Origin of the sequence: Micromonospora sp. NPDC048063 (genome assembly GCF_043202855.1) — a bacterium.
Lineage (GTDB): Bacteria > Actinomycetota > Actinomycetes > Mycobacteriales > Micromonosporaceae > Micromonospora.
This window is the reverse complement of sequence record NZ_JBIDBG010000020.1, coordinates 1-25137: the sequence shown is the minus strand read 5'-3', so window position 1 is coordinate 25137 and position 25137 is coordinate 1. Positions and strand designations below refer to the sequence as shown.

At 73.3% G+C, this 25137-nt stretch carries 21 protein-coding genes and 1 rRNA gene; 6 read left to right on the top strand and 16 right to left on the bottom strand.

All coding sequences use genetic code 11. The features are described from left to right. Positions 1 to 22: 22 nt before the first annotated feature. Entirely contained in the window at positions 23 to 1789 is a 1767-nt protein-coding gene (locus ACGFZ2_RS29845; protein ID WP_393459306.1) for a 2-isopropylmalate synthase, read from the top strand. Positions 1790 to 2012: 223 nt separating this feature from the next. Then, the gene (locus ACGFZ2_RS29840; protein ID WP_393259271.1) at positions 2013 to 2963 is read left to right on the top strand and encodes an alpha/beta fold hydrolase; all 951 of its coding nucleotides are present in this window, start codon (positions 2013 to 2015) and stop codon (positions 2961 to 2963) included. On the opposite strand, the gene fxsT is transcribed toward ACGFZ2_RS29840, so the two are convergent. From fxsT to ACGFZ2_RS29760, 16 genes are all read right to left on the bottom strand, one after another. Further along, complete coding sequence (gene fxsT, locus ACGFZ2_RS29835) at positions 2957 to 6871, bottom strand: FxSxx-COOH system tetratricopeptide repeat protein (protein WP_393459303.1); 3915 nt, start codon at positions 6869 to 6871, stop codon at positions 2957 to 2959. The two genes, ACGFZ2_RS29840 and fxsT, sit on opposite strands and share 7 nt — an antisense overlap. Next, a complete protein-coding gene (locus tag ACGFZ2_RS29830) occupies positions 6868 to 8076 on the bottom strand; it encodes a TIR-like protein FxsC (protein WP_393459300.1) in 1209 nt (402 codons plus the stop codon). Before ACGFZ2_RS29830 ends, fxsT begins: the two co-directional genes overlap by 4 nt. Beyond that, entirely contained in the window at positions 8063 to 8743 is a 681-nt protein-coding gene (locus ACGFZ2_RS29825; protein WP_393259267.1) for a TIR-like protein FxsC, read from the bottom strand. Before ACGFZ2_RS29825 ends, ACGFZ2_RS29830 begins: the two co-directional genes overlap by 14 nt. A 77-nt stretch (positions 8744 to 8820) precedes the next feature. Beyond that, positions 8821 to 9624, bottom strand: coding sequence for an aminoglycoside N(3)-acetyltransferase (locus ACGFZ2_RS29820; protein WP_393459437.1), 804 nt, complete (start codon positions 9622 to 9624; stop codon positions 8821 to 8823). Positions 9625 to 9650: 26 nt separating this feature from the next. Beyond that, positions 9651 to 11996, bottom strand: a complete 2346-nt coding sequence (locus ACGFZ2_RS29815) for an FxsB family cyclophane-forming radical SAM/SPASM peptide maturase (protein WP_393459434.1) — start codon at positions 11994 to 11996, stop codon at positions 9651 to 9653. A 240-nt stretch (positions 11997 to 12236) separates the two neighbouring features. Then, the gene (locus tag ACGFZ2_RS29810; RefSeq protein WP_393459297.1) at positions 12237 to 13139 is read right to left on the bottom strand and encodes a DUF4231 domain-containing protein; all 903 of its coding nucleotides are present in this window, start codon (positions 13137 to 13139) and stop codon (positions 12237 to 12239) included. A 64-nt stretch (positions 13140 to 13203) separates the two neighbouring features. Next, positions 13204 to 13650, bottom strand: a complete 447-nt coding sequence (locus tag ACGFZ2_RS29805) for a SitI3 family protein (RefSeq protein WP_393459295.1) — start codon at positions 13648 to 13650, stop codon at positions 13204 to 13206. Between the two features lie 12 nt (positions 13651 to 13662). Beyond that, positions 13663 to 14085, bottom strand: coding sequence for a hypothetical protein (locus tag ACGFZ2_RS29800; protein ID WP_393260595.1), 423 nt, complete (start codon positions 14083 to 14085; stop codon positions 13663 to 13665). A 151-nt stretch (positions 14086 to 14236) separates the two neighbouring features. Continuing rightward, on the bottom strand, positions 14237 to 14764 hold the full coding sequence (locus tag ACGFZ2_RS29795) for a DUF6244 family protein (protein WP_393459293.1): 528 nt from the start codon (positions 14762 to 14764) through the stop codon (positions 14237 to 14239). An 81-nt stretch (positions 14765 to 14845) separates the two neighbouring features. After that, complete coding sequence (locus ACGFZ2_RS29790) at positions 14846 to 16030, bottom strand: hypothetical protein (protein ID WP_393259259.1); 1185 nt, start codon at positions 16028 to 16030, stop codon at positions 14846 to 14848. Further along, positions 16027 to 16539, bottom strand: a complete 513-nt coding sequence (locus ACGFZ2_RS29785) for a SigE family RNA polymerase sigma factor (RefSeq protein WP_393259257.1) — start codon at positions 16537 to 16539, stop codon at positions 16027 to 16029. Before ACGFZ2_RS29785 ends, ACGFZ2_RS29790 begins: the two co-directional genes overlap by 4 nt. A 156-nt stretch (positions 16540 to 16695) precedes the next feature. Further along, a complete protein-coding gene (locus ACGFZ2_RS29780) occupies positions 16696 to 19794 on the bottom strand; it encodes an FG-GAP repeat domain-containing protein (RefSeq protein ID WP_393459290.1) in 3099 nt (1032 codons plus the stop codon). Positions 19795 to 19902: 108 nt separating this feature from the next. After that, positions 19903 to 20376 carry a DUF6098 family protein gene (locus tag ACGFZ2_RS29775; protein ID WP_393259253.1) on the bottom strand — a complete coding sequence of 158 codons (474 nt, stop codon included), beginning with the start codon at positions 20374 to 20376 and terminating at the stop codon, positions 19903 to 19905. A 120-nt stretch (positions 20377 to 20496) separates the two neighbouring features. Then, positions 20497 to 21555: a tryptophan--tRNA ligase gene (gene trpS, locus ACGFZ2_RS29770; protein WP_393459287.1), complete on the bottom strand. Its 1059-nt coding sequence runs from the start codon at positions 21553 to 21555 to the stop codon at positions 20497 to 20499. Between the two features lie 84 nt (positions 21556 to 21639). After that, a complete protein-coding gene (locus ACGFZ2_RS29765) occupies positions 21640 to 21816 on the bottom strand; it encodes a hypothetical protein (RefSeq protein WP_350712322.1) in 177 nt (58 codons plus the stop codon). A gap of 43 nt (positions 21817 to 21859) precedes the next feature. Beyond that, on the bottom strand, positions 21860 to 22309 hold the full coding sequence (locus tag ACGFZ2_RS29760) for a PRC-barrel domain-containing protein (protein ID WP_393459284.1): 450 nt from the start codon (positions 22307 to 22309) through the stop codon (positions 21860 to 21862). A gap of 285 nt (positions 22310 to 22594) precedes the next feature. Between ACGFZ2_RS29760 and ACGFZ2_RS29755 the strand changes: the two genes are divergently transcribed. The 4 genes from ACGFZ2_RS29755 to ACGFZ2_RS29740 all read left to right on the top strand — a co-directional run. Then, a complete protein-coding gene (locus ACGFZ2_RS29755) occupies positions 22595 to 23062 on the top strand; it encodes a hypothetical protein (protein WP_393259247.1) in 468 nt (155 codons plus the stop codon). A gap of 147 nt (positions 23063 to 23209) precedes the next feature. Continuing rightward, on the top strand, positions 23210 to 23773 hold the full coding sequence (locus ACGFZ2_RS29750; protein ID WP_393459282.1) for an alpha-ketoglutarate-dependent dioxygenase AlkB: 564 nt from the start codon (positions 23210 to 23212) through the stop codon (positions 23771 to 23773). Positions 23774 to 24028: 255 nt separating this feature from the next. Further along, positions 24029 to 24289: an SCO4848 family membrane protein gene (locus ACGFZ2_RS29745; RefSeq protein ID WP_393459279.1), complete on the top strand. Its 261-nt coding sequence runs from the start codon at positions 24029 to 24031 to the stop codon at positions 24287 to 24289. 761 nt (positions 24290 to 25050) lie between these two features. Then, positions 25051 to 25137 (top strand): 16S ribosomal RNA (locus tag ACGFZ2_RS29740); the annotation flags it as partial.

Here is a 25137-nt window from a genome sequence, read left to right as displayed (position 1 = left end):
TCGCTAGGACGGGGGAGGCTCCATGGCAAAGGCGACTTTTCCGGTAGGACAGGTGAGGCAGCGGGCGAGCCGGCTGCCGTACCGGCGGTACGCGCCCGCGCCCGCCGTGGATCTGGCCGACCGGTCCTGGCCGGCGAGGCGGATCACCACGGCACCGCGCTGGTTGTCGACCGACCTGCGGGACGGCAACCAGGCGCTGCCGCACCCGATGGATGTCGACCGCAAGCTCCGGTTGTTCCGGCTCCTCGTCGCCATGGGCTACAAGGAGATCGAGGTCGGGTTCCCGGCCGCCAGCCGGACCGAGTTCGAGTTCACCCGCAGGATCATCGAGAACGGCGAGATCCCGGACGACGTCCTCATCCAGGCGATCGTGCCGGCGCGCGAGGAGCTGATCCGGCGCACGTTCGACGCGCTCGCCGGCGCGCCGCAGGCCATCGTGCACCTGTACAACTCGACGTCGCCGACGCAGCGTCGGGTCGTCTTCCGGGCGGACCGCGGGGGCGTGCTGCGACTGGCGGTCGACCACGCACGCCTGTGCCGGGAACTCGCCGACGCGCACCCCGGCCGGATCGGGTTCGAGTATTCTCCCGAGTCCTTCTCACAGACCGAGCTGGACTTCGCGCTGGACGTCTGCGCGCGGGTCACGGACGTCTGGGACCCGGCGGACGACCGGGAGATCATCATCAACCTGCCGGCGACCGTCGAGTGCGCCGGGCCGCACGTCTTCGCCGACCAGGTGGAGTGGATGAGCCGCAACCTGCCCCGGCGGGAGCACGTCTGCCTGTCGCTGCACCCGCACAACGACCGCGGGACCGGGGTCGCCGCCGCCGAGCTGGGCCTGCTGGCCGGCGGCCAGCGGATCGAGGGCTGCCTGTTCGGCAACGGCGAGCGCACCGGCAACGTCTGCCTGGTGGTGCTCGGCCTCAACCTGATGAGCCAGGGCGTCGACCCGCAGATCGACCTGTCCGACATCGACGCCGTCCGGCACGAGGTCGAGCAGTGCACGGGGATGCGGGTGCCGGAGCGCTACCCGTACGCCGGCGACCTCGTCCACACCTCGTTCTCCGGGTCCCACCAGGACGCCATCAGCAAGGGCCTGCGGGCGTTGTCCGAGGACGCGGCGGGCCGGGGCGTGGCGTTGTCGCAACACCGGTGGGACGTGCCGTACCTGCCCATCGATCCCAAGGACATCGGGCGCTCGTACGAGGCGATCATCAGGTTGAACAGCCAGTCCGGCAAGGGCGGCGTGGAATACCTGCTGCGGTCCTGCCACGGGCTGACCCTGCCGCGCAGCCTCCAGATCGAGGTGTCCGGGCTGAGTCAGGCGGTGTCCGACGACGAGGGCAGAGAGGTGACCGCGGAGGAACTCTGGGCGGTCTTCCGCGCCGAGTTCCTGCCGGCCGCCCTCGACGTGCAACTCGTGTCGTGCGAGCTGTCGGCGGGCGCGCCGGGGCCGGGCGCGGTCAAGGTGGAGCTCGCCGTGTGCGGCGGGCCGCTCGTCGTCGGCGGCGACGCCGGCCACGGGTTGCTGCCGAGCATCGCGCGGGCCCTCGCCCAGTCCGGCCCCGCACCGGTCGTCCTCGACCACGTCGAGCAGGCGTTCACCCTCGACGAGGAGCCCGGCACGCTGGCGTACGTGCGGTGCCGGGTGGACGGTCGGGCGGTCTGGGGGTGCGGCTTCGACCCGGACCCGACGGCCGCCTCGCTGCGCGGTCTGTGCGTGGCGCTGCACCGGGCCGGCTGGCGCCCGTCCGCCGTCCTGCCCTCGGCGCAGCCGTCGCAGGGGTGAGTCCACGCCGCCGGGCCTCTGCCGACGGCCAGCCGGAAGTTCCAGCCGAGGTGGGCCGGTAGGTGTCGTTTCCGACAGATCCGGCCGGTTGTTGAACCTCGCCATAGCGGCGCGACCGGGCCGACCATTAGGCTCATTTGCTGAGTGGGGCCGCCAGACATCGCCTTCACTCGATGCCGGGTTACGAGTATTGGCTGGTTGCGGCACCGAAGGGCAGGATGGTGTGACCCGAGACGGCGAGCCAGGGGCCGACTTCGCCACACGCGAGGACAGCAGACGCGTGGCGTACGAGGTGACCGGCGCGCCCGACGGATTCCCCGTCTTCCTGCTCCACGGCACACCCGGCAGCCGCCGTGGCCCGAAGCCCCGCAGCATCGTGCTCTACCGCATGGGCGTCCGGCTGATCGCCTACGACCGCCCCGGCTACGGCGACTCCGACCGGCGCGAGGGCCGGGACGTCGCCGACGCCGCCCGCGACGTCGAGGCGATCGCCGACCACCTCGGCGTGGAGCAGTTCGCCGTGGTCGGCCGTTCCGGGGGCGGCCCGCACGCCCTCGCCTGCGCGGCGGACGCCGAGCTGCGCGGCCGGGTGACCCGGGTGGCGGTGCTGGTCAGCCTCGCCCCGTGGAACGCGATGGAGCTGGACTGGGTCGGGGGCATGAACACCGGCAACGTCCGAGGGTTCGGGGTGGGCACCCCCGACACCGCCGCGGTGGTGGAGGAGATCCGCCAGCGCGCCGAGCGGGCCGCCGCGGATCCCCGGCTCCTGCTGGCGGATCTGCGGACGGAGATGAGCGCGGCGGACCGTCGGGCGGTCAACGACCCCGCGCTGCGCCGGTTGATCACGGACACCTACGAGGAGGCCCTCCGCGCGGGCCCGTACGGGTGGATCGACGACGTGCTGGCCTTCCGCCGCAACTGGGCGTTCGACCTCAAGGCGATCGACACCACCGTGACACCCGTCCGGCTGTGGCACGGCGCCGACGACAACTTCGCCCCGGTCAGCCACGGCCGTTGGCTGGCCGCGCAGATACCCGGCGCCGAGATGGAGATCCGGCCCGGGGCGGCGCACTTCGACGCGGTCGAGGAACTGCCGCGCATCCTGCGCTGGCTCACCGACCCCGCCGCGGCGCTGAGCGGCGACCTGCTGATCGGGGCGCGGCCCGGTCAGTAGGGGTGCGGGTCGAGGACCCGGCGCACGTACCGCCCGTCCCGCAGCAGCACGACGCTGGGGTGGTGCTGCCCGATCCGGTTGGCGAGCCGGTCGGCGATCCGCATCCGGCCGATGCTCACCCGCCCGCCGGAGGCCGCCTGGTTGGCGGTCTCCAGGTTGCCCCGGCTGCGCAGCGTGTCGGGATGCTCGGGCCCGAGCACCTCGGCCAGCCGCTCGACCACGGCCCGCAGCCGCTCGCGCCCCTCCTCCGGGTCGCCGGCGAGGATGGTGAAGACCGCCACGTTGTTGGACGCGGCCATGGCGAACGGATGCCGGTCGCCGAGCGTGGCGAGCAGCGCCGCCGCCGCGGCATCGGTGAGCGACCGGCTGGCGTCCGTGTCGCCGGCGTCCCACAGGGCCACGCCCAGGTTGACCCGGCAGACCAGGGAGTACGGGTGCTCGGGCCCGAACACCCGGACGAACATCTGCTCCACCTCGCCCAGCTCCGCCAGCGCCTGGGCGCTGTGGCCCTGCAGCATCAGGTTCGCCGTCCGGCTGAGCCAGCTGAACAGGGTGTCCGGGCTGGCCGGCCCGAGGGTGGCCAGCAGCCGCTGGTAGGTCTCGTCGAGCAGGTGGGCCGCCTCGTCGATCTCCCCGGTGCTGCGCAGCGACACGGCCAGGTTGGCCTGGGCGGTGAGCACGTCGCGGGAGTGGTCGCCGAAGAGGTTGCGGTAGCCGGTCACCACCTCGCGCAGCAGCGCCACGGAACCCTCGTAGTCGCCGGTCTCCCGCAGGTCGCGGGCGAGGTTGTTGGCCGACGCCAGGGTGTTCGGGTGCTCCGGACCGAGGACGACCCGCAGCCGGCGGTTGGTGGCCTGGTCACCGTCGAGGGCCCGGTCGAACATGCCCATCAGCCGGTAGGAGGCGGCCAGGTTGTTCGCCGCGGTCAGCGTCCGCCGGTGGTCCTCGCCGAAGACCTCGACCGACGCGGCGTACGTCCGCAGGTCACGCTCCAGTGCCTCCCGGTAGCGGCCCAGCGTACGCAGGTCGGCGCCGAAGCCACCCGCGGTCATCAGCGTGTACGGGTGGCTGTCGCCGATCAGCTCCTCCTGCTGGCGCAGGGTGTCCTCGTCCAGCCCGTGGGCCTCCTCGAACCGCCCGAGGCGGCGCAGCAGGTTGGCCAGGTTGAACCGCAGGTGCAGCAGTTGGACGCGCAGCTTGCGGTGCTCCGGCCCGTCCGGCGGCAGCTCCGCCAGCAGCGCCGACCAGACGGCGTCGGTCTCCCGCGCGTACCGCTCGCCCTGCTCGTAGCCGCCGTTGACGTAGATGTAGCGGACCCGGTCGATGACGAGCTGCCGGACGTCGTCGTCCTCGCAGGAGATGGCGTCGGAGCCGTCGAGGTGGGGCCAGAGGATGCGGAACCGCTGCTGGTTCGCCGGGTCCTCCACCTCGCCGGGCGGGCGGGATCCGGCGAGGATCTGGTGCACCTCGTGCTTGGCCGCGACCAGCTCGTCGTCGGACATCCGGGCGCGCAGCGCGGCCTGCAACAGCCGGTGCACCTGCACCCGGTGCGCGTGCGGGTCGAGCTTGATCAGCGCGAGCTTGTTCATCCGCTGCACCAGTGCCGCCGCGATGTCGCGTTCGGACACCCGGTCGGCGACCCGGGCAGCCACCACCGGGTCGTGGGGGGCGATGACCCGGGCGACCTGGTCGCCGTAGAGCAGGTCGAGGGAGATCTCGGGGGCGAGCACCGACGCGAGCTGCAGGAGACGGTACGCCCCCGGCGAGCCCTCCTTCAGCCGTTGCAGCGGGAGGTCCCAGACCTCGGTCTCCAGGCCGGTGCGGCGGAGCCCGGCAAGGTACTCGTCGACCGGCGTCCGGGTGTCGGCCAGCCACGCCCCGACCGTGGCGACGAAGATCGGCACGTTCTCCACGGCGTCGGCGACCTGCTCGGCCTCGGCGACGCTCATCAGGTGCTCGCCCAGCCGGGCGCGCAGGTGCGCCACGCTCTCCGCCCGCTCGAACGCGTCCACGTCCACCGCCCGCGCCAGATCGCCCCAGTCCGGGTTGCGGGTGGTGACCAGCACGTGGCCGTTGCCCTGCGGGAGGTAGGGCCGGACGTGCTCGTACTGGTCGGCGTTGTCGAAGATCAGCAGCCAGTGCGGCGGCGCGGTGCCGTCCGCGCGGCGCTCGGTCTGGCTCAGCCGCTGCCGCAGGGCGCGGTTGGTCTCCGGCATCGTCGTCTGGGTCGGCAGGCCCAGCTCCTCGCTGAGCTCCACCATGCGCACGTCGACGAACTGCGGCGGGTCGGCGGCGACCCACCAGATGATGTCGTACGCGCCCCGGAACCGGTGGGCGTACTCGATGGCGAGCTGCGTCTTGCCGAGGCCCGGGCCGCCCCGCAGCGCGACCGGGGTACCGCCGCCGCCGGCCGCCTTCAGCTCCTCCCGGAGCCGGCGCAGCAGCTCCTCGCGCCCGGTGAAGCGGGCGTTGCGGGCCGGCGCGTTGAACACCGCGGCGCGTACCCCGGGGAAGCGGGCGGGACGCAGACCGGCCGTGCCCACCGTCCGCCCGACCAGCTTCAGCAGGTGCGCGGCGGCCTCCTCGGCCGTGAGGTCGTGCACGGCCGTCCAACTGCCGATCGGGACGTCCGGGACGGGCGGGGTGTCGTCGACGTACACAGCCAGCCAGGCCGGCGCGCCGCGGTCGCTCTCGGGCACGCCGAGGGCGCGTCGGGCCGCCTGGTAGGACCGGGAGACCAGGCGGAGCTCGCGGAACGCCGTGCCCGACGGCACCGGCGCCGGATCGTCGAGCGGGGCGGTCACCACCCGCAGGTCCGCCGAGTTCAACACCGACTGCGCCCACTCCGCCCAGACGTGGTCCTCCGGCACGTGGCGCAGCACGACCAGCTCGTCCACGACCGCCGGCTTGCGCTCGAAGCGCTGCACCGTCTGCCGGCGCAACTGGTCGTCCATCCGGGGCAGCCCGGTGATCCTGCCGTTCGTGATGTGGCTGGTCAGCGTCTCGTACGCGCTCAGCAGGGTGGTGCGGCCACCCGGCTCGTCGCCGAAGGTCGCCAACGTCTCCTCGTACGCGTAGTACGCCCGGTAGGGCACCTCGACGGTGAGCCAGTAGTGCTGCCGCTCGGTGTCCGTCATGCCACCGGGCAGGCCGGCGAACCGCTGCATGGCCAGCGCCCGGCCGGCGTCCCGCTTGCCCTTCTCCCCGTCGTCGACCCGCATCGGCACGGGCAGCACCCGCCGCGCCCGCCGCCCCTCGTAGTCGCGGACCCGGGCGGCCACCGCCGCGGCGCCGTCGATCCCCTGGTCGCTGAGGGTGAAGCAGTCGACGAGGACGTCCGGCAGGTGGATCGTGCAGATCTCGGCGACGTCGCTGATGCCGGTGCGGCTGTCGATGAGCGCGTAGTCGTAGTGCCGCTTCATGTCCTCGCGCAGCGCGTCGAAGAACTGCGCGCCGCCCAGCCGGTTGTAGAAGTTGTCCCAGTTCAGGCCGGTCACGCTGGTGGCGTAGTCGGGGTTGTGCCGCCCGGCCAGGAGCAGGTCGAGGCTGCCGCCGCCGGGGAACTCCCACCCCACCGAGAACGCGTACCGGTGGACCCGGGCGTACTCGCGGTGCCAGTCGCCGGGGCGGGTGCTCTCGGCGCCGTCCTCCTTGCGCCGGCGGGCGTTCTCCCACTCGTAGTCGAGGATCAGGTCCATCACGCCGCCGGTGGTGGCGACCTGTTCCGGGTCGAGGAACGGGGCGTAGAACCGGTGCAGGCCGGGGGACTCCAGGTCCCAGTCGGCGACGAGCACCCGCTGGCCGTTCGCGGCGAGGATCCACGCGGTGTTGGCCAGCGCCATGGTGCGGCCCGTGCCGCCCTTGTAGGAGTAGAAGGTGACGACCTGGCCTTCGCGCGATGGCGTCATCGTTCGTCCTTCCCTCGCGTGACGTCGAACGGCCGCACGGGCGGCGTCGGGCTGCTTCCTGGCGGTGCCCCGGTCGGCCGGCCCGGCCGCAGGCTCGGCTTCGGGGTGGCCGGCCCGTCCGGCGGGTCGACCGGGCCGTGCCGGAGGAACTGCTTGCGGGCCTCGGTCACCAGCAGCGGCGCGCAGCGCTCGAACTCGTCGATCGCGCGTGCCGGCAGCACCCGGGGGAAACCGGCGTCCTGCAACGTACCTGCGATCGACTCCGGGACCGGCTCGCCACGCTCGTGCTCGGCGGCGATCACCAGCGGGACCACCCACCGGGGCAGGCCCGCCAGCGCCGACCGGGCCGCGGCGGCGCCGGTGGCGGCGTCCACCAGCACGACGGTGGGGCTCCCCGGAGCCAGGGCCCGGGCCTGCGCCAGGTCGACGACCCGGGTCGGCAGGCCGAGCCGCTCGGCGGTCGCGGCCACGTAGTCGGCCACCGCCAGCTCGTGCTGCCCCGCGTAGGGCCGCCACCGCGCGTGGTCGGTGAGGGTGGTGACCACCAGCGCCGGGCCGCCGCTGTCGGTGACCGGATGGCTGGCCAGCGTCGCCGCCCGGGAGCGCGGCAGCGGCTGGGTCTCCGTCACCGTGACGATCCGCTCCGCCAGCGCGGTGAGGACCCGCTCGTACTGCCGCCGGTAGGCGCTGAGCTTGCAGAGCGCGCGCAGGCCGTTCTCGGCGTAGTCGGCGCGGTCGTCGGCGTCGGCGACCAGGTCGAGGGCCTGCGTGGTCTCCGGCCGGTCGCCCCAGGACGGCAGCGGCAGCCACAGCACCGGCAGGAGGTGCCGGTCGGCACGCGCCGGGCCCAGCCGGGTGAGTCGGCTGCGGAACGACTCGCGCTCGCCCAGGGCCCAGGCGTTGCGGAAGTAGTTGGGCGAGTGCAGGGGCACGAAGACGTGCGTGAGGCTGAGCGCCTCGGTGAGCGTCTGCCGCAGATCCGCCCCGGGGTTGACCAGACCGTCGAAGAAACCGGCGTCGAGGTCACCGGTCCTCGTGGCGCCGCGCCGGACGGCCGCGGCCAGGTCCTGGAAGAACCGGCTGACCCAGTAGTCGGTGTCCGGCCGGGGTGCGGCCGACAGCGGCACCGAGTGGGCGTAGCTGAGGAAGAAGTAGGTTTCCCGGCGGGGGACGGCGCGGGACTGCGGGAGGTCAGACCACGTCATGCCCGACCTCCTCGAACGTGTCGCGCAACTGCCGCACGTCGCCCGGGACCTGCGCCCGCACCCAGTGCGTCTGGTACGCCCGCGCGATCCGCTGTGCCAGCCGCCAGACCACCGCGTCGTAGGCGTCCTTGCCGTTCTTGCCGAGGCTCAGCAGGCCGTAGATGCCCTCGTCGTGGTACTGCGGGGCGATGTCCGAGGGTAGCCGGGTGGGGGTGAACATCTGCCGCCGCGACACGACCTCCGGCAGGCGTCGACGGTCCACCACCGACCAGTTGACCGGGATCACCGGCGTCTCCCCCGCAGACGGATCGGCGCCCGGGCGGGTCAGCATCCGCCGCCGGGTGAAGGCGTCCCACTCCCGCGCGCACCAGGCGCTGTTCAGGTACTGCGGCGAGATCAACGGGATGAAGACCTGGCAGTGGCCGGCGGCGAAGGCGAGGTCCTCCGTCCACACCTGCCCGCCGTCGAGCATCCGGTCCATGAAGCCCGCCGTCCGGCCGGGGCCGAGGCCGAGCAACTCCACGACGTGGTCGGAGAGGTCGACGAAAAGTTGGAAGACCTTCTGGTTGGTGTCGCGCGGCGGCGCCGCCACCCGGTTCTTCGTGCGGGCGTAGCTGAGGAAGAACACGGGGGCGCTCTCGTCCTCCCAGTACGTTTCCTCTGTCACCTACCGCTCCCGACCGGCGCAGCGAGTCCCGGCTGCCCACAGTATCGACAGCCGCCAACTCTCGGCTGCCCGGCCCGTCACCCCCGGTGTTCATCCATCCACCCCCGGGCGAAGTCGACCGCCGCCCGGAGGCCCACCAGCCGGCACTCGGCGCCCCCGACCCGACCGGTCCGCACCCCGCCGGCGTCGGTCAGCGCCCGGCCGATCAGCGGGAAGTCGGCGTCGTCGAGGTCCGAGGCGCGGAAGTCCCGCCGGACCCGCCGCCCGTCGGGGCCGCGCACGTAGCACCGGTACGCCCGCTCGGCGGGCGGCCGGCGCAGCCGGTACTCGGCCAGGTGGAACGCGGTGCAGGCGGACCAGTCGACGCCGAGCAGCAGCACGACGGCGTCGGCGGCGTAGAGCGCGCCGAGGGGCGAGCGTTCGCCGAGGTGGCAGGCGAGGTCGTGGACGGCGGTCAGCCGGGCCGCCCCGGGACCGAGGGCGGCGAAGGACGTCTGCGGATGCCGGCTGCGCAACGCGCCCGGCTGCCGGCGTACGTGCTCGGCGAAGATCCCCATCCCCTCGGACGGGCTGCGGTCCGGATCGAACGGCGCGATCGCCGCCTCCACCGCCGCCACCTCGGGGCCGGTCAGCCCGGCGGTCGCCGCCCGGAACGCCCGCGACGTGACGGAGTTGCTGGCCGTCTGGGCCGGTACGACCACCGTGCCGCCTTCTCCCAGCACGTCCCGCAGGGCGCCCAGCAGGGCCGCGGGGCCGCCCTCGACCGGCCCGACCCGGGACAGTGCGCAGTGCACCAGCACGGTGGCACCCGGCGGCAATCCCAGCTCGCGCAGGTCCCCGGCCAGCGCCCCGCGCCCGAGGGCGGCGTCGGCCCGGCGCATGCTCGGCAGTGCGGGGCCGACGCCGGTCACGCCCACCCGTCCACCGTCGCGCGCATCCGTCGGACGAACCGGTCGCCGGGGGCCGTCAGGACGCCGAGGTCGAGCAGGGCGTCGATCGCCCCGTCGGTCCAGTCACGGTAGCGGCGGAAGTGCCCCTCCGCGACCGGCCCGGGCCGCCGCCGCCACACGTCGGCCACCGCCAGGTGGGCGTAGACGCCGTGCAGCGCGCCCTCGACCGGCCGGGGATCGTCGCGCCACGGCACGGTCAGCGTCCGGGTGTCGTCGCGGTCGAACAGGTCGCAGACGTCCAGCGCCGCGCTGAGCTTCAGGTGCTGCACCTCGTGCACCAGCAGCACGGCGAGGGTGGCGTCGTCGGGTACGGCGGTGACGGCCACCGCGCCGAAGGCCGCGCCGGCGGCGGCGCTGCGGAACCGGCCGGTGCCGTCCGCGCGCAGCGGCACGACGGCCCGCAGCAGGGTACGGACCCCGGCCGCGTAGTCGGGCGCCTCGACGTCGATCCGCCGGACCGCCCGCGCCAACTGCCGCGTCCACCCCAGGGCGGCGGCGCCGGTCAGCCGGGGCTCCACCGGGACGTCGTAGCAGTCCCGGTGCGGGTCCGTGTCCTCCAGCAGCAGCCGGTGCCCGTCGACCCCGACCGCACGCACCGGCAGCCAACCGTCCGGGCCGTCCGCCCGCGCCGGGTCGCCGTCCCGGCCGGCGTCGGGGATGACCCGCCGGCCACCGACCCGGACGTCACCCTCGTCGGTGGCGAGCCGGACGACGCCCCGCTCGGCGCGCCCGGCGATCGCGCCGAGCGTCGGCAGGCCGACCAGCCCGTCGCGTACCGGCACGGGCAGGTCGGCCCGGACCCGGGCGTGCACCGCGGCGGCGGCCGCCACGCAGGCCAGGTACGACAGGTCGGCCGCCCCGTCCCGGCACCGCCGGGCCCAGCGCCGCACGAACGGGTGGGTCAGCACGGCGCGGACCGCCTCCGGGCGCCGGTCGTCGAGGTCGACCAGCAGCCGCCATCCCTCCGCGGCGACCGGGTCGGAGCCGACCCGGTCGCTGAGGGCGACCAGCAGGGCGCGCACCAGCGCCAGGTGGATCGCGGCGAGCTGCTCCGCCGAGCCCGCCGTTCCCGGCCCGGCGCCGAGGTCGTCGAGCACGTCCGGGCTGAGCGAGTCGGCCGGGCGGGCCGGCTCGTCGACGGCCGGGGCCGCCGTCACCACGCGGACGAGCTCCAGCAGGTCCGGGCAGTAGACGGACGGGTTGTCGAAGCCGTTGCCCGCCCGGTACCGGTGGGCGTAGAGCCCGCCGCCGCAGTGCCGCACCACCGGGCACGCCCGGCACGTCGCGCAGAGCCCCGCCAGACCCGTCTGCCGGACGGCGATCCCGGGGTGGGCCGCGGCGTCGTCCACCCGGTGCCGGAACACGTCGAGGCCGGTGGCCGCCGCGCCCTCGAAGGCCGACTTGAGCGAGTCGACCTGCTCGAAGGTGCCGTCGGTCTCGACGACGACCAGATCGGCCGGGCCGAGCCCGACCGCCTCGCTGCGGCTGCCGTGCCCGGACGCGGTGGCGATGAGGGACTCCAGCAGGCGGATCGGCACCGGGCGCCCGTCGGCCAGCCAGCGCCGGTGCACGGCCAGCAGCCAGTCGGCGTACGGCGTGGCGCGGCCGTCGGGGCGGGCGGGCGGGTTGTCCCAGTTGGCGTGCGGCAGCAGGAAGTCGACGTGCGGCGGCTCCTCGGCCAGCAGCGCCTCGTACACCCGGATGGGGTCGTTGGCCACGTCGACGGTGCAGAGGATGCCCGCGTAGGCGGACCGGTAGTCGGGACTGCGCAGCAGCGCCAGGGCCCGCAGCACCTGGCGGTGGCTGCTCGCCCCGTTGGCGTGCCGGCGGTGCCGGTCGTTGGCGGCCCGGTCCCCGTCGAGCGAGATCCCGACCTTGATGTCGTGGGCGACCAGCACGTCGCAGATCGCCGGGGTGAGCAGCACACCGTTGGACTGCATGCGCAGGTCGAGCCGCGCCACCGGGTCGACGGCGCGGCGCAGGGCGGCGGCGGTGGCGTCGAGTCGGGCGGCGCCGGCGAGCAGTGGCTCGCCGCCGTGCAGGACCACCCGGACGCCGTCGAGCCGGTGCGCCGCGGCGTGCTCCGCGATCCGCCCCGCGACGGCCTCCACCGTCTCGGGCGCCATCATCCGCGGCTGGCGTCGCCACGACTGGTCCGGGTGCTCGTAGACGTAGCAGTGGTCGCAGGCGAGGTCGCAGCGGCTGACCAGCTTGAGCACGTACTGCGACAGCGGGGCGACGCGCCCCGTCGGCTCGCCGCCCGCCCCGGCCGGGTCAGATCGCAGAGATGAAGGCCGCGACATCGACACGGGCCGGACGGTCCTCCCTGCGGGTGGTCACGCGGGCGACGGACCGGGCCCGGTCGAGGGAGATCCGGCCGAGCGGGGTGCGCCGGAGGTCGTCCAGTGGCGGCGGGGTCGGATCGGGCTGGCGTACGGTGCGATCCACGTCGGTTCCCCCATTTGGGTCGGGAGTGGACGGACGCCGTCCACGGCGACGGTCAACGACACTATCGACGATGCTATATGGCACAGCGCGTGATGTCACTGCTGCGCAGCGCCATCTTGCTCGATCATCTTCGCCATCCACCCCTCGTTGGACAGCGAGATGATCCGTTCCGTCTCCGCGACGAACGCGTCGTCGTCGGTCCAGCCCCGCCCGGCCTCCCGGGCCACCCGCAGCCGTGTCAACTGGTCGGCGGTGCGGGCGTACTCGATCTGGTGGTGCTCGTACTGCTGGGCCGACCCGTAGCCGACCAGCGCCGTGGTGACGGCCGCCGCGACGCCGATCCAGGCGGTGAGCCCGAGGTTGTCACCGAGCACCCCCACCGTCGCGGACATCAGGGCGGCGGCGACCGTCAGGGCGGTGGTGGCGTACCGGATCCGGCGCGCCGCCCGGGCCGTCCGGCGGGCTCCCGGCAGGTAGTAGTCGTCGACCTGCCGCCGCAGCCGTTCCGTCAGGTACGTGGCCACGTCCGAGACCGCAGGCAGCGGCCGGGCGGCCGGCGGCGCGTCGAGGGTACGGCCCACCAGATCGCCCGCGTCGTCCATGAGCGCGTCGAGTCGGCCGAGCAGGACGGCGTCCCGGTCGGCACCGCCGAACGGGGCGACCCCGGCGAGGTAGCGGTGAACGTCCGCCTTCAACGCCTCCGAGACCGAGCGGAGCCGGGCCCACGCGTGCACCGCGTCGCGGCCGGCCCACCGGGCCGCGACCGGCACCAGGAGCAGCGCCGCCGCCGCGACGATCGCGAGCGCCCGGCCGGCGCCGCGGTGGGTCTGCCCGAGCTGGTTGGCGAGGGTGCCGCACACGGCCGCGCCGACGGTGAGCGCGGCGACGGCCAGGCGCGCCCGGGTGATCACGCGCTTGGCCCCGACGGCCGCCCGTGACCAGGCGGCCTGCCGCTGCCACACCGTCTCGACGACTGGCGAGGTATCGAAGTTGGCCACGATCGGATGGTAGGACGCCGCCGCCCGTTCCCGGCGCGGCGCAGCGCCGGTCGCGGCGACCGGGTCAGCGGGGCAGGAAGCTGTCGTACGCCTCGTCGTACCAGTCGGCCTCGTTGTGCCGGCGGATCGTGCCGTCGACGCGGGTCAGCATCAACCAGTTGTCGTTGAGGACCAGCGCGACGTCCTCGGGCCGGTCGGCCAGGATCCGGCCCACGGTCCGCAGCATGTTGGGCCTTCCCCGCTCGGTCAGGGTGTCCTTGCGCATGTGGAAGTCGACGTCGACGTAGGTTTCGGGCTCCCACATCCACAGCCCGCCGTCGTTCTCCGCCTCGTAGTAGCCGTGACTGCCGGCGACGACGGTGACGACGTATCCGCACTCCTCGTTCAGGTTCGCGCGCAGCATCCGGTTGCCGGAGAGCGTCGACGTCTCGGTCGCTCCGGGAGCGGCCAGCTCCGCCACCGGCTCCAGCGGGACGTCACCCGCGAGCGTCAACCGGTACTCGATCGCCATTGATGCCCCTTCTCAGTACCGCCGGACGATCTGAATGATCGCACCGCCAGGTGTGACCGCTGCCAGCTCCTTCAGCTCGGGCATCGGCCAGTCGTCGAACTGCTTCTGCAGTGCGGCGAGATCACCCTGCCAGTCGTGGAGGTTGAGCACCACGCGTTGGGTCTGCTTCCGGTCGATCTTCCTCGCCACGGAGCTCCAGACGGATCGCGGCGACACGAAGGGCGTGGGAGAGTAGCAGTCGAAGACGTGGCCCTCGATGAGATAGTCCGGCGCCCCTTCGTCCCTCCCGGCGTCACCGGTGTCGAGCCGAGCCTGCGAGATCTCCTGCGTCGTCGGGTTCTGGTGGACCCGGTAGCCCCTGTCGGCGAGGGTTTCGGCACAGTCGTTCTCCAGTTCCAGCGATCGTCGCTCGGTTGGCCTCTCGTTGGGTGGGATGCGGGTGCGTGGGCCGGTCGGTGCGCCGCCGGGAACCCCGGTGGGTTGCCTGGTCCACGGCACGAGGCCGGAGGCGTCGCCGCCTGCGGCGGGGACGGTGGAGGCGTGGTCCGCGGGGGTGGGGCCGGTCGGCGTGGCACCGCCGGCCCCGTCAGTTTCCCGACGACCCCAGTTGCCGCGCCTCGGCGATCGCCGTGTCGACGAACTGCCGGGCGGTGCCGGTGCGCTGCACCGTCAGCACCAGCACCTGCTTGACGTTCTCCAGCGCCTGCACCAGCGGCCCCGGCTGCCCGCCCTGCAGGACGGTGGTGACGAGTCGTTGCGCCTCGCCGACCTGGGCGATGGTGGCGGCGGCCGCGCCGCGCATGCCGTCGATCGCGGTGCCCACGGGGGTCAGCCCGGCGGTCGTCTCGTCCGGCGTGGCCTCCTGCGGGACGGCTGCGGTCGCCTTCGCGGCCTCGCCGAGCGTGGTGGCGAGGCCGCCCAGGCCGCCCCGGATTCCCGCGATGGCGTCCCGCACGCGGGCCAGGCCCGCCGCCACGGCGGCGAAGCCGGCGCCGGCGGCCCGCAGGGCCACCTCCTGGGCCTGCTTGTCGGCGGCGGCCGCCAGCCCCTGGGCCCTGTCGACGCCGGCCGTCAACGCACGAAGCTCCCCGGTGATCTTCTCGATTTGCGACACGGCGTCGACTTCCCCGATCGAAGGCAGTAAGGATGCTCGAAGCTGCAACGTAGCGACAACCGTCCGTCGCCACCAGACCGGTCACCCGGTCCGCAGCCACCACAGCACGTGGTTGTTGCCCGTTTCGGGATCCGGTCGGTCGGTGCGGATGTCCGTGGTGAAGCCCCAGTCGGTCACGCAGGCGTCGATGTCGAACTCGAAGGTCAGGTCGACGCTCTCGCCCGGCCTGAGTCCCCGGTGCCCGCCGTCCTGGGCGGGATGGCCGGGGGTGTCCAGCCAGTAGGGGCCGTCGTACGAGCCGTTCGGCAGGAACGCGCCGCCCCGCCACTCCAGGTGGAACCGGTCGGAGACCTGCCTGCTGTGGTTCGTGACGGTGAACGTCACGGAGACGTGGCGCGTCGCTCCCTCGCACGGCCCCGAGACGGGCCCGGCGACGGGCGTGGCCACGGTCAGGCCCAGGTCGACCGGGCGCTGTCTCACCGGGAAGCTGGTGTCCCCGCCCACCTGCCCGTAACCGTCGCCGTTCCAGGCGTACTGCCGCTCCTGGCGCTGCTGGTCGACGGCGGCGCGGGAGTCGGCGACGGTGGCCGTGAGGCCGCCGCGCGGGCGGGGCCCGATGCCGACGATGGCCGGCATCTCGGCGGTGGTCGCGACGACCTGGCCGAGGGTGGCGACGCGGCCGGCGGCGTCCCGGTCGAACGCCACCACCTGCTCCGCGCCGTGCCCGCACCGCAGCAGGGCGGCGGTCTCCAACTCGGCGTCCCCGTCGAGGTCGGCCTGGCGCAGTTCCACGACGCCCACCCTGGCGCCGCTGACCTTCGCCGACGATGCCAGCCGGACGAGGCCGTCGGCGCAGGTCGCGCCGGACGGACCGGTCCAGGGCCAGCCGGGTACGGCGACGGGCGCGGCGGTCAGCTCCGCCAGCGTGAGGGGGCCGCCGCCGCGGGCCGGGACCGTCCTCGACGAGGACGCGCTCGGTGACGGCGTGGCGCTCGCGCTCGGGGCGCTCGGCAGGCCGGTGGTGTCGACGCTGGCACCGACCGTGGCCGGGTCCGGGCCGGGCTGGCCGCGGCCTGTGCCCATGAACGCCGCCACCGGCAGCACTGCCACCAGTCCGGCGGCGACGGTCGCCGTGGTGACTCGCGTCCTGCGCCGTCGGGCGACCATGTCGCGTACGCCACCAGGGGGACGGACCGTGGGTCCGAGGTCGGCGGTCAGCTGGTCGAAGGCGTCGTCGATCAGCTGGACGTCGTCGTGCTCGCTCATGACACGTCTCCTCTGAGTTGGCTGGCCAGCGCGGCACGCCCGCGGCTCAGCCAGGACTTGACGGTTCCCTCGGCGACGCCCTCCTGGGCAGCGATCTCGGCGACGGAGAGCTGGGCCATGTGGTGCAGCACGACGGCTCGCCGGTGCTTCGGCGGCAGCGTGGAGAGGGCCCTGACCAGGGCGACCCGGTCGGGGTCGGGGCCGTCGACGACCGTCATTCGCTGCCTGCGGAGGAAGTTTGCCGCCGTCCGGCGGCGCCGGAAGCGGCTCGTGGCCAGGTTCCACGCCACCTGCCGCACCCACTGGGCCGGGTCGTCGTAGTCCCGGATCTTCTGCCAGCGGACGTACGCCCGGCAGAAGGCTTCCTGCACGAGATCCTGCGCCTCGGCGAGGTCCCCGGCGTACGCGTACAGCTGGAGGGTGAGCGACTGGAACCTGGCCCGGTAGAACTCGTCGAAGTCGGTGGCACGGGCGTCGTCCGGCGTCACGACCATCGGCTTGACCGGCATGGCATCACGTCGCCTCTCATCCCCGTGGCTGCGGCTGGCGTCAGCCGCCACAGGCACACGCGCGAGCGGACCGGTGGGTTGCACCTGGTTCCGTCCGGAGACGGGACCGCCCCCGGTCGCCGTGGGCGTCCGGGGGCGGTCCGTGGTGGGGTGCGCTCAGATAATGATCTTGAACATGTTCCAGCCGCTGCCGGCCTGGACCCGGGCGGCGAAGGAGCCGTTGCCGAGCCCGGAGTAGCGCCAGAGGAGGCCGCCCGCGTCGCGGGCGACGAGGTCGTTGCGACCGTCCTCGTCGAGGTCGCCGACGGCCACCACGCTGTTGTAGATGTTCCAGCCGGCGTAGACCTTGACGCGCGCGCTCCAGCCCTTGTTGCCGTTGCTGAGGTAGTGGTACATCACGCCGTTGGCGTCGATGCCGAGCAGGTCGCCGTGGCCGTCGCCGTTGAGGTCGCCGGCGCCGGTCACGCGCGGGTACATGCCCCAGCCGGAGCCGACCTGGACGCGGGGGTTGATCCCGCCATGGCCGGTGGTGGTGTAGAGCCACAACTTGCCGTCGGAGTCGATGCCGAGGATGTCGTGGTGGCCGTCGCTGTTGACGTCACCCGGCGCCAGGATCGACCGGTACATCATCCAGCCGCCACCCAGGCTGACCGTGTTCGTGCCGCCGAAGCCCAGGTAGCCGGTGCCCAGGTGCGCCTTCATGTACCCGTTGCCGTCGCGTACGAGCAGGTCGGGGTACGCGTCGCCGTTGTAGTCGCCGAACGGCACCAGGGCCGAGGTCCGCTCGGCGCCCGAGCAGCTGAGGCACCAGTTCTCGGAGTACCCGTTGCTGTAGAGCTGGCCGCGCGGGGACGTGGGCAGCGTTCCGTACCAGTGGCCGTCGCCCGTGGACTTCACGCCGAGCAGCGCCGGCCCGCCAGCACAGGAATAGCCGCGGAAGGGGAAGGTGCCGCAGTGGACGAGCAGCTCGCCGGAGCCCACCGTGACCGGCGCGGCGGACTCGGTGGGAGTGCCGCTCAGCGTCCAGGTGTACGCCCCGTTGAGCGCCGACTGCCCCGACGGCAGCTTGCCGTCCCACCGCAGGTAGACGGACGTCCGTGCCTTGCCGCCGCCAGCGCGGTGGACCAGCTCACCCGTCCACTTCCGGGTGATCGTGAGCTCCCAGCTCCAGAGCGGACGGCTGGGCCGGACGTCCGCCTGCCAGGGAAGGCCGGAGGAGCGCGGATAGACGGAGTCGTCCGCGATCAGGCTGCCGAACTCGGGCGCGGTGCCCGGCACTCCGGTGTCGAGCACGTGCACCGCCCGGTCGGCGTCGACGTACGCGACGCCGGAGCCGTGCCGGTCGACCGCCCAGCGGACGCCGCGACTGTCGGCGGGGGTGCCGGCGGGCAGCTCGGCGAGCGTCACCGGGGTGTGCAGGGCGCCGTCCTGGAAAGCGGTCATCCGCAGCGCGCCGGTCTCGTGCCGGACGAGGAAGCCGTCCCCGAGCAGGGCCGGCCCGGCCGGCACCGTGAATTGCGTGTTGCTCCGCAGGTCGCGGACGCCCGCGGGGCCGGTGTCGCCGCACGCCCAGTAGAGCCAGCGGGCGCTGGTCTGCACCTCGGTCGGGATGCAGGCCGTGCCGGTCGAGATCGTACGCGTGGCCTTCCCGGTCGACAGGTCGATCGCCATGAGCTGGCCGGCGGTGGTCGTCGCGCTCCACAGCGTGCCGAACCACAGGGCGGCCCCGGTCTTCGGCATGGTCTTGAGGACGTGGTCCGAGGTCATGCTGACCACGTACTGGTTGTCCGACGCGCCATCGCTCACGAGGAGGTGCGTGCCGGAGACGTCGAGGAGCCGCCCCTTGCTGGTGGGCAGCGGCGTCTGGTCGTAGCCACCGGTGGCCCGGTCCAGCGTGAGGGCGGTGTCCGTCGTGTCCGACGAGACCAGGTACGCGGCGCCGGCGTTGGTTCCGTCGACCAGGCGTACGCACGCCACGTCCGTCGCGCACGACACCGGGGTCGAACGGAGCACGACCCGCTCCCCGGACGTGTACTGGGGGTCGGGGAAGACCGGGTGGTTGGAGGCGACGTACTGGGTGGCACCGGTCTTCGGCGACACCTCGGAGTGCACGTGCCGCAGCAGGCCCTGCCGGTAGCTGATTCCGGCGTTCGCCACCGGGTCGCGCACGGGGAGCACCGGCGTGAGGCTCGGCGTCTCACCGGGCCGCCCCGTGATCCGGTGTACCGCCCAGTCCTTCGGGCCGGAGCCGCCGACCACCAGGGCCGTGCCGTCCGGTCCCTGCACGAGCGCCCGGAGATCCCAGGAGATCTTCGGCAGCAGCGTGGGGCGGGGCGCGGTGGTCTGCACCGGCACGTAGGTCGCCGGGAAGTACTCGCCGGTGTCGTTGTTCTGGCTTCGGCTGATCACCAGCCCGCCGTCCACGACGACGGTCCGGAGGAGGCTGTCCTGCGGGACGGTCACCAGCCGGGCCGAGGTGTCGGTGCCGCTGGTCAGCCCGCTGCGGGAGTAGAGGTGGTACTGGCCGCCGCTCGACATCCAGCCCACGGTGTCGCCCGAGAGGCGCCAGAAGGTCGAGGGGACGCCGTTCGGGATCCGCTTCACGGCCGCGGTGGCGAGGTCGAGCAGCCCCATCCGCTGCCCACCGTCGGCCAGGTAGCCGACCACCACCGAGGTCTCGTCCCCGGCGGGCGGCAGCCCGCTGGGCTTGGCGTCTGCCGGGATGCCGGTCACCGGCGTCGTCGTCCAGGTGCCGCCGGCGGCGGGGGTGCGCAGCTCCAGCTCCACACCGGTCAGCGGCGGCTTGCGCAGCAGCATCCGCTGCCCGTAGACGCCCCAGAGGACGTGGTCGGTGGGGATCTCCCACTGCTGCCAGCTCTGGTCGGCGAGGTCGAGCACGCTGACCTTGCCCGGCGCCGGCCTCGCCGGCACCTGGGCGGTGGTGAAGACGCTGTCGCCACCGGCCGGCTTCAGCGCCGACGGCTGGACGCCGGCCAGGTCCTCGACCACGACCGTCGCGCCTGTGTCGTAGCGCGTCCAGAGGTAGTCGAGGGAGTTGTTGTGCCGGTGCAGGAAGCCGGTGCGGCCGGCGAAGAACACGGCCTCGTAGGCGGGAACCGTGGCGTCCGCGGGCGGGATGACGGCGATCTCGCGGGGAGCGGTGCCGGGGTCGGCGGCGGCCGGCGTGGCCGGCGCGGTCAGCAGGCCGAGGGCGAGGACGGTCGCCAGGGCGCCTGCCGGGAAACTGCGGCCCAAAGAAGTTCCTCCTGGGTGGGGCTGCGCACAGATGCGCGCAGCCTACCGGCCGGGCAGCTCGTGGACGTGCCGCCGAACGGCTGATCCTCGCGCCGCCGGGCGGGCGGCTCAGTCCGCCCGGTGCAGCGGCCCCCACTCCGGTGACGCCTGCGCCTCGACCGCCCGGTCCGCCTCCCGCAGCGCCCGCTCCGACACCCAGGCGACGGGCCGGTGACAGTGCACCAGCGGCTCGTTGTCCGGCCCCCGGCCGCACTGCTCACCGACCAGCACCCAGGGGCGTACGCCGGGGCCGCGCAGCCGGCGCAGGTGGCGGTAGTCGTAGAGCCGCCGGGCCACCCACAGGCGCACCGGTCGGTCGCCCCACCACGACTCGACCGCGAGCGGGTTCGCGGAGAGGCCGGGCAGGTCGATGCCGGTCAGCGCGTCCTTGCTGGACTGGCCGGACCCACGCTCCCCGGCCAGATCCGCGCCGGGGCCCAGGGACCACCGGACGTACAGCTCCTCGTCGGGGTCGGCCCGCCGAAGCAGGTCGACGAGCTGGTCGAGCCCGTCGACGACCGGCATCACCACCTCGTTTCGCACGCCGCCCATGATGCTTCACTTGCCCCGCTCGGCGCCGGCCATGCACGACTTCGGCGGTGCGCCAGCCGGCCCGGAACCGGGCGGTCCCGGTTCCGGGCCGGGCGCTGTGCGTACGACCGCTCAGGCCGGCGTGGCCCGGGCCTTGCGGCGCCGCTCGGCCCGCCGCCGCACCTGGGTGTACGCGCTCGTCAGTCCCATCGCCCGGCGGGCCTCGACGACCGTCTGCCGCACCTCGCGCCGGGTCCGTTCGGTGCCCTCGACGATCAGCTCGTCGACCAACCCGGGGTCGGCCTCGAACCGCGCCCGGCGCTCGCGGATCGGGTCCAGGAACCGGTTGAGCGCGACGGCCAGCTTCTCCTTGACCTCCACGTCGCCGACCCGCCCGGCCCGGTACCGCTCCTTGAGGTCGTCGACCTGCCCTCGGTCTGGGTTGAAGATGTCGTGGTACGCGAAGACCGGGTTCCCCTCGACGGTGCCCGGCACGTCGGCGCGGACCCGGTTCGGGTCGGTGTACATGCCCATCACCGTGCGGCGGACGGTCGCCGCGTCGTCGGAGAGCGAGATGGCGTTGCCCAGGCTCTTGCTCATCTTCGCCCGGCCGTCCGTGCCGACCAGGGTCGGCGTCTCGGACGCGATCATCTCCGGCACGGGGAACACCTCTCCGTAGAGGTGGTTGAAGCGCCGGGCGATCTCCCGCGTCACCTCGACGTGCGCCGCGTTGTCCTTGCCCACCGGGACGACCTGCCCCTTCACGCAGAGGATGTCGGCGGCCTGGAGGACCGGGTAGCCGAGCAGGCCGTACGGCATCTCCTCCTTGCCGGAGTCGCGGGCCATGTCCTTCAGCGACGGCACCCGCTCCAGCCGGGGCACCGTGACCAGGTTCTGGAAGAGGGTGTTCAGGTCGCCGACCTCGGGGATGGCCGACTGGAGGTAGAAGGTCGCCCGCGCCGGGTCGACGCCGGCGGCCAGCACGTCGGTGACCATCTCCCGGGCGTTGACCGCGACCCGCTCGATGTCCTCGCGGGTGTTGCGCGTGGTGAGCATGTGCAGGTCGGCGATGATGAAGAAGCTCTCGTAGCGCTGGTGCAGCCGCACCCGGTTGGCGATGCTGCCGACGTAGTGGCCGAGGTGCAGCCGCCCGGTGGGGCGGTCCCCGGTGAGCATTCGTGGAACAGACACGGTGGTACGCCTTTCGTGCGTGACGGACGAGGTGCGCGCGGTCGCGCGCCGACCGGGAGGGTCCCGGGATCGGTCGGGGTCGGCTCAGTGAGCCGACCGCCATCGCCCGCCGTCGCGGAACCGCAGTCCGCCGGCACGAAGGAGGTCGATCATCTGCTCGCGGCCGTCGCCGGAGCTGGTGGGAAAGGTGGTCACGACGCCGAGCGGGAGGCCGTCGACCGGGTCGACGACCCCCGGCGCGTAGCTGATCGGCCGGACCATGCCTCCCACCGTAACCGGTCGCCCGGCGCGTGACCCGCCCGGCTCAGGGCTGCCGGTAGGTCTCCCGGTAGTAGTCGCCGACCCGGTCCCGGTAGTCGGTTTCCCGGTGGGCGTCCGGGTCGAAGGCCGGGGACTCCTTGACCTGCTCCCGGGTGCGGTCCACGTGCACGGTGCGGTCCAGGTGGTCGACCCGCGTCACCGTGCCGACCGGCAGCAGCACCTTGCGGCCGAAGATCCACGGCCCGGTGTCCACCACCAGCCAGCGAGCGTCGGTGTCGTCGCTGGCCGCGTCGACCGAGCCGATCCGCCCGTCGGTGGCCTCCACCCGGTAGCCGACCAGGTCGACCGGAGTGCCGGGGCCCGGGGCGTCGGGTCCGTCGCCGGCGCCCTCCGGTCCGTCCGGCGGCGCGGTGTCGGGGCTCGCCCCGGCGTACCCGCCGGCGAGGGCGGCCGGGTCGCGCCAGGCCCAGGGGTTGAACGTCGACGGCTGCACGGGCCACCTCCGATGACGGTCGTTCGCGGTCGGGGAATCATTGCCCAACCCGCGCGACCGGGAAACGATTCGGCAATTTTCGGTTCACAGAAATGTCTCGTGCGAAATTCGTCATAGTCGTCGATCGCCGATGAGTGGCGGTGCCTCTTCCCAGGTGGCGCCGGTCGGAATTGGGCGACCGCACATCGAGGCGCAATGCGGAGTGTTCACCCGGCACATTCGTTCCGTGACCGCCGCCGACCATTCTGGTCCCGCATTCGTAGCAGGAAGAAGAGGGGGACGCAGATGTACCGCACCATTCGTCGGATCGGGCTCGTGCTCGCCGTCGCGGTCGGGCTCGTCGCCGGGGCCGGCGCCACCGCACAAGCCGCCGTCGTCAACCCGGTCACGCCGCAGGCGCTCTGCGGGCTCGGCTACACCGTCCAGGACCAGGACCCGATCCACCACGCGCAGACCGGCGTGCGGCTCGGCACCGTCTACCTGATGTACAACCCCGTCGTCGGGTACGGCTGCACGGTCACCATCAAGTCCGCGTACGCCGGCTCGCTGACCCGCACCCAGGTCTACCTCGCCGCGCAGTACCTGCCCACCCAGGTCGACGACGGCAACAGGCTGTGGGCGGCCGGCCCGGCCAGGGCGTACGTCAAGGGTGGCTGCACCATCTGGGGCGGCTTCATGGCCGACCCGACCGGCACGATCCACCACCACGACCGGGCGAACCCCGCGATCGGCGGAATCGGCACCTGCTTCTGACGGAGCTGGGGAGGCCCCCGGCCCGAGGTGGGCCTCCCGTTTCCGCGGCCACCCGTTCGGTGCCCGGTCCCGCAATCGTGGGAAATGGCGGAACGGATGCGCCGGATGCGCCCGAGCCGGCCTCGCTCCGCCGTTACCGTCGGGCTGATGGGACGGATGCGCGGCGTCCACGAGCGACCGGCGGGTCTGACGTACCAGCCGGACCTGGTCGACCCCGACGAGGAGCGGTCACTGCTCACCGCGCTCGCCGCGTTCGACTTCCGGGAGATCCGCATGCACGGGCAGATCGCCCGGCGGACCGTCCGCCACTTCGGCTTCGACTACGACTACGGCTCGTTCCAGCTCACCGAGGCCGAGGCGTTGCCGGTGGAGTTGCACGGGGTCCGGCAGCGGTGCGCCGCGCTCGCCGGCGTCCCGGCGGCCTCGCTCGCGCAGGCCCTGGTCACCCGGTACCCGCCGGGCTCGGTCATCGGCTGGCACCGCGACGCCCCCGCGTTCGGGCCGACAGTGGTCGGGCTCTCGCTGGGCGCCGCCTGTCGGTTGCGCTTCCAGCGGGGCACCGGCGACGACCGCAGGGTGTACGAGGTGGAGCTGGCGCCGCGGTCGGCGTACGTGCTCGCCGGCGCGGCGCGGACGAGCTGGCAGCACAGCATCCCGCCGGTGCCGGCCCTTCGCCACTCGGTCACCTTCCGGCAACTCGGCGGCAGGTGACCGGGCACGCCCCCCGGGCGGCCCGTTCCTGGCCACCGTCGGCCTGCGGGTGGAGCCCCGGACTCCGCGGAGCCTTCCGGCCCCGGCCCCGGCCCCGGAACAGCATCTTGTTCGGGCCGTCAGGGTCGGCAGCCGGACCGCGGGCGCCCAGTGCCGACCGGGCGGAACCGGCCGCCGCGACGGGTCGTGACCTGGGCCTCGGCCGGCCCGCCGCCGCACCGGCCGGCCCGCTCGGCGCTGGCATACTCGGCACTCATGGTGCTGTCGCGGGGTTGGGCGCTCTTCCTCACCGGGGTCGGGATCTGGACCTGGGTGATCTGGCCGAGGTTCGCGGTCGCCATCTGGAAGGACCCGCGGTCCTGGTCCACCGGCACGGTCGGCGAGTTCCCCGCCACCGGCTTCCTCTGGATCCACGCCCTGTTGATCGCGGCGTCCCTGGCCATCGGCACCACCGTCGGCGTGCTCGGCGTCCGCGCCTGGCTGGCCGCGCGGCGTACCGACCGGTCGACGCACTGACGGAATCGCCGCCCGACCCCTCCGCACATCCGGGGCACGGGGCGCCGTGCGCGCGGGGGCGCGACCTCCCGGAAGGACCCGAGCGTGCCGCACCGCCGCCGACCAGGCCGGATAGCCGGGCGGGAATGGTGTGACGGGGGACGCCACCCCCGGATTTGACGTGCAAACCCGCAGACGCGTAACTTTCTCTCTGCCAGCGCGGAACGGGGCGAACAGGGCGAAAGACCTGGAGTTCCCACCACACTGGTGTCGGGTCGGTCGGGAGTCAGCTCCCGGACGGCACGGGCCGGGCGGGGCCCGCCGGATCTGCCGCGAGGCGGATTTGGTGGAGCGGAGCCGACCGGGTAAGGTTTGACGCCGGCAGGAAACCGGGCGAGCTCGCGGGAAACCGCAGAGCGGCCGGTCTGCCGAAATCCGATGATCAGGTGTGGCGGTTCGCCGATGCGCACGTTCGTCGGCGCCAACCCGCACGAAGCACGACAGACCGGGACAAACGGTTTGACACGGCGGAGACGGTGAGGTAACGTAGTAAAAGTGCCCGGCGCGAGAGCGGCGGGGATGTGAACGAAATGCCCCGGGTCGGGGGCTCCACGGTGTGGGGTTTCCGGGCGGTGTGTGGTTGTTCTTTGAGAACTCAACAGGGTGCTTGATAAGCCAGTGCCAAATTGATTTATACCCCGGGCTGGCAGGTCTTTATGGCTTGTTGGTCTTGGATTCCTTTGGCAACACATGTTGTCGGGATGACTGTTTCAGCAAAGTTTTTGTTGGAGAGTTTGATCCTGGCTCAGGACGAACGCTGGCGGCGTGCTTAACACATGCAAGTCGAGCGGAAAGGCCCTTCGGGGTAC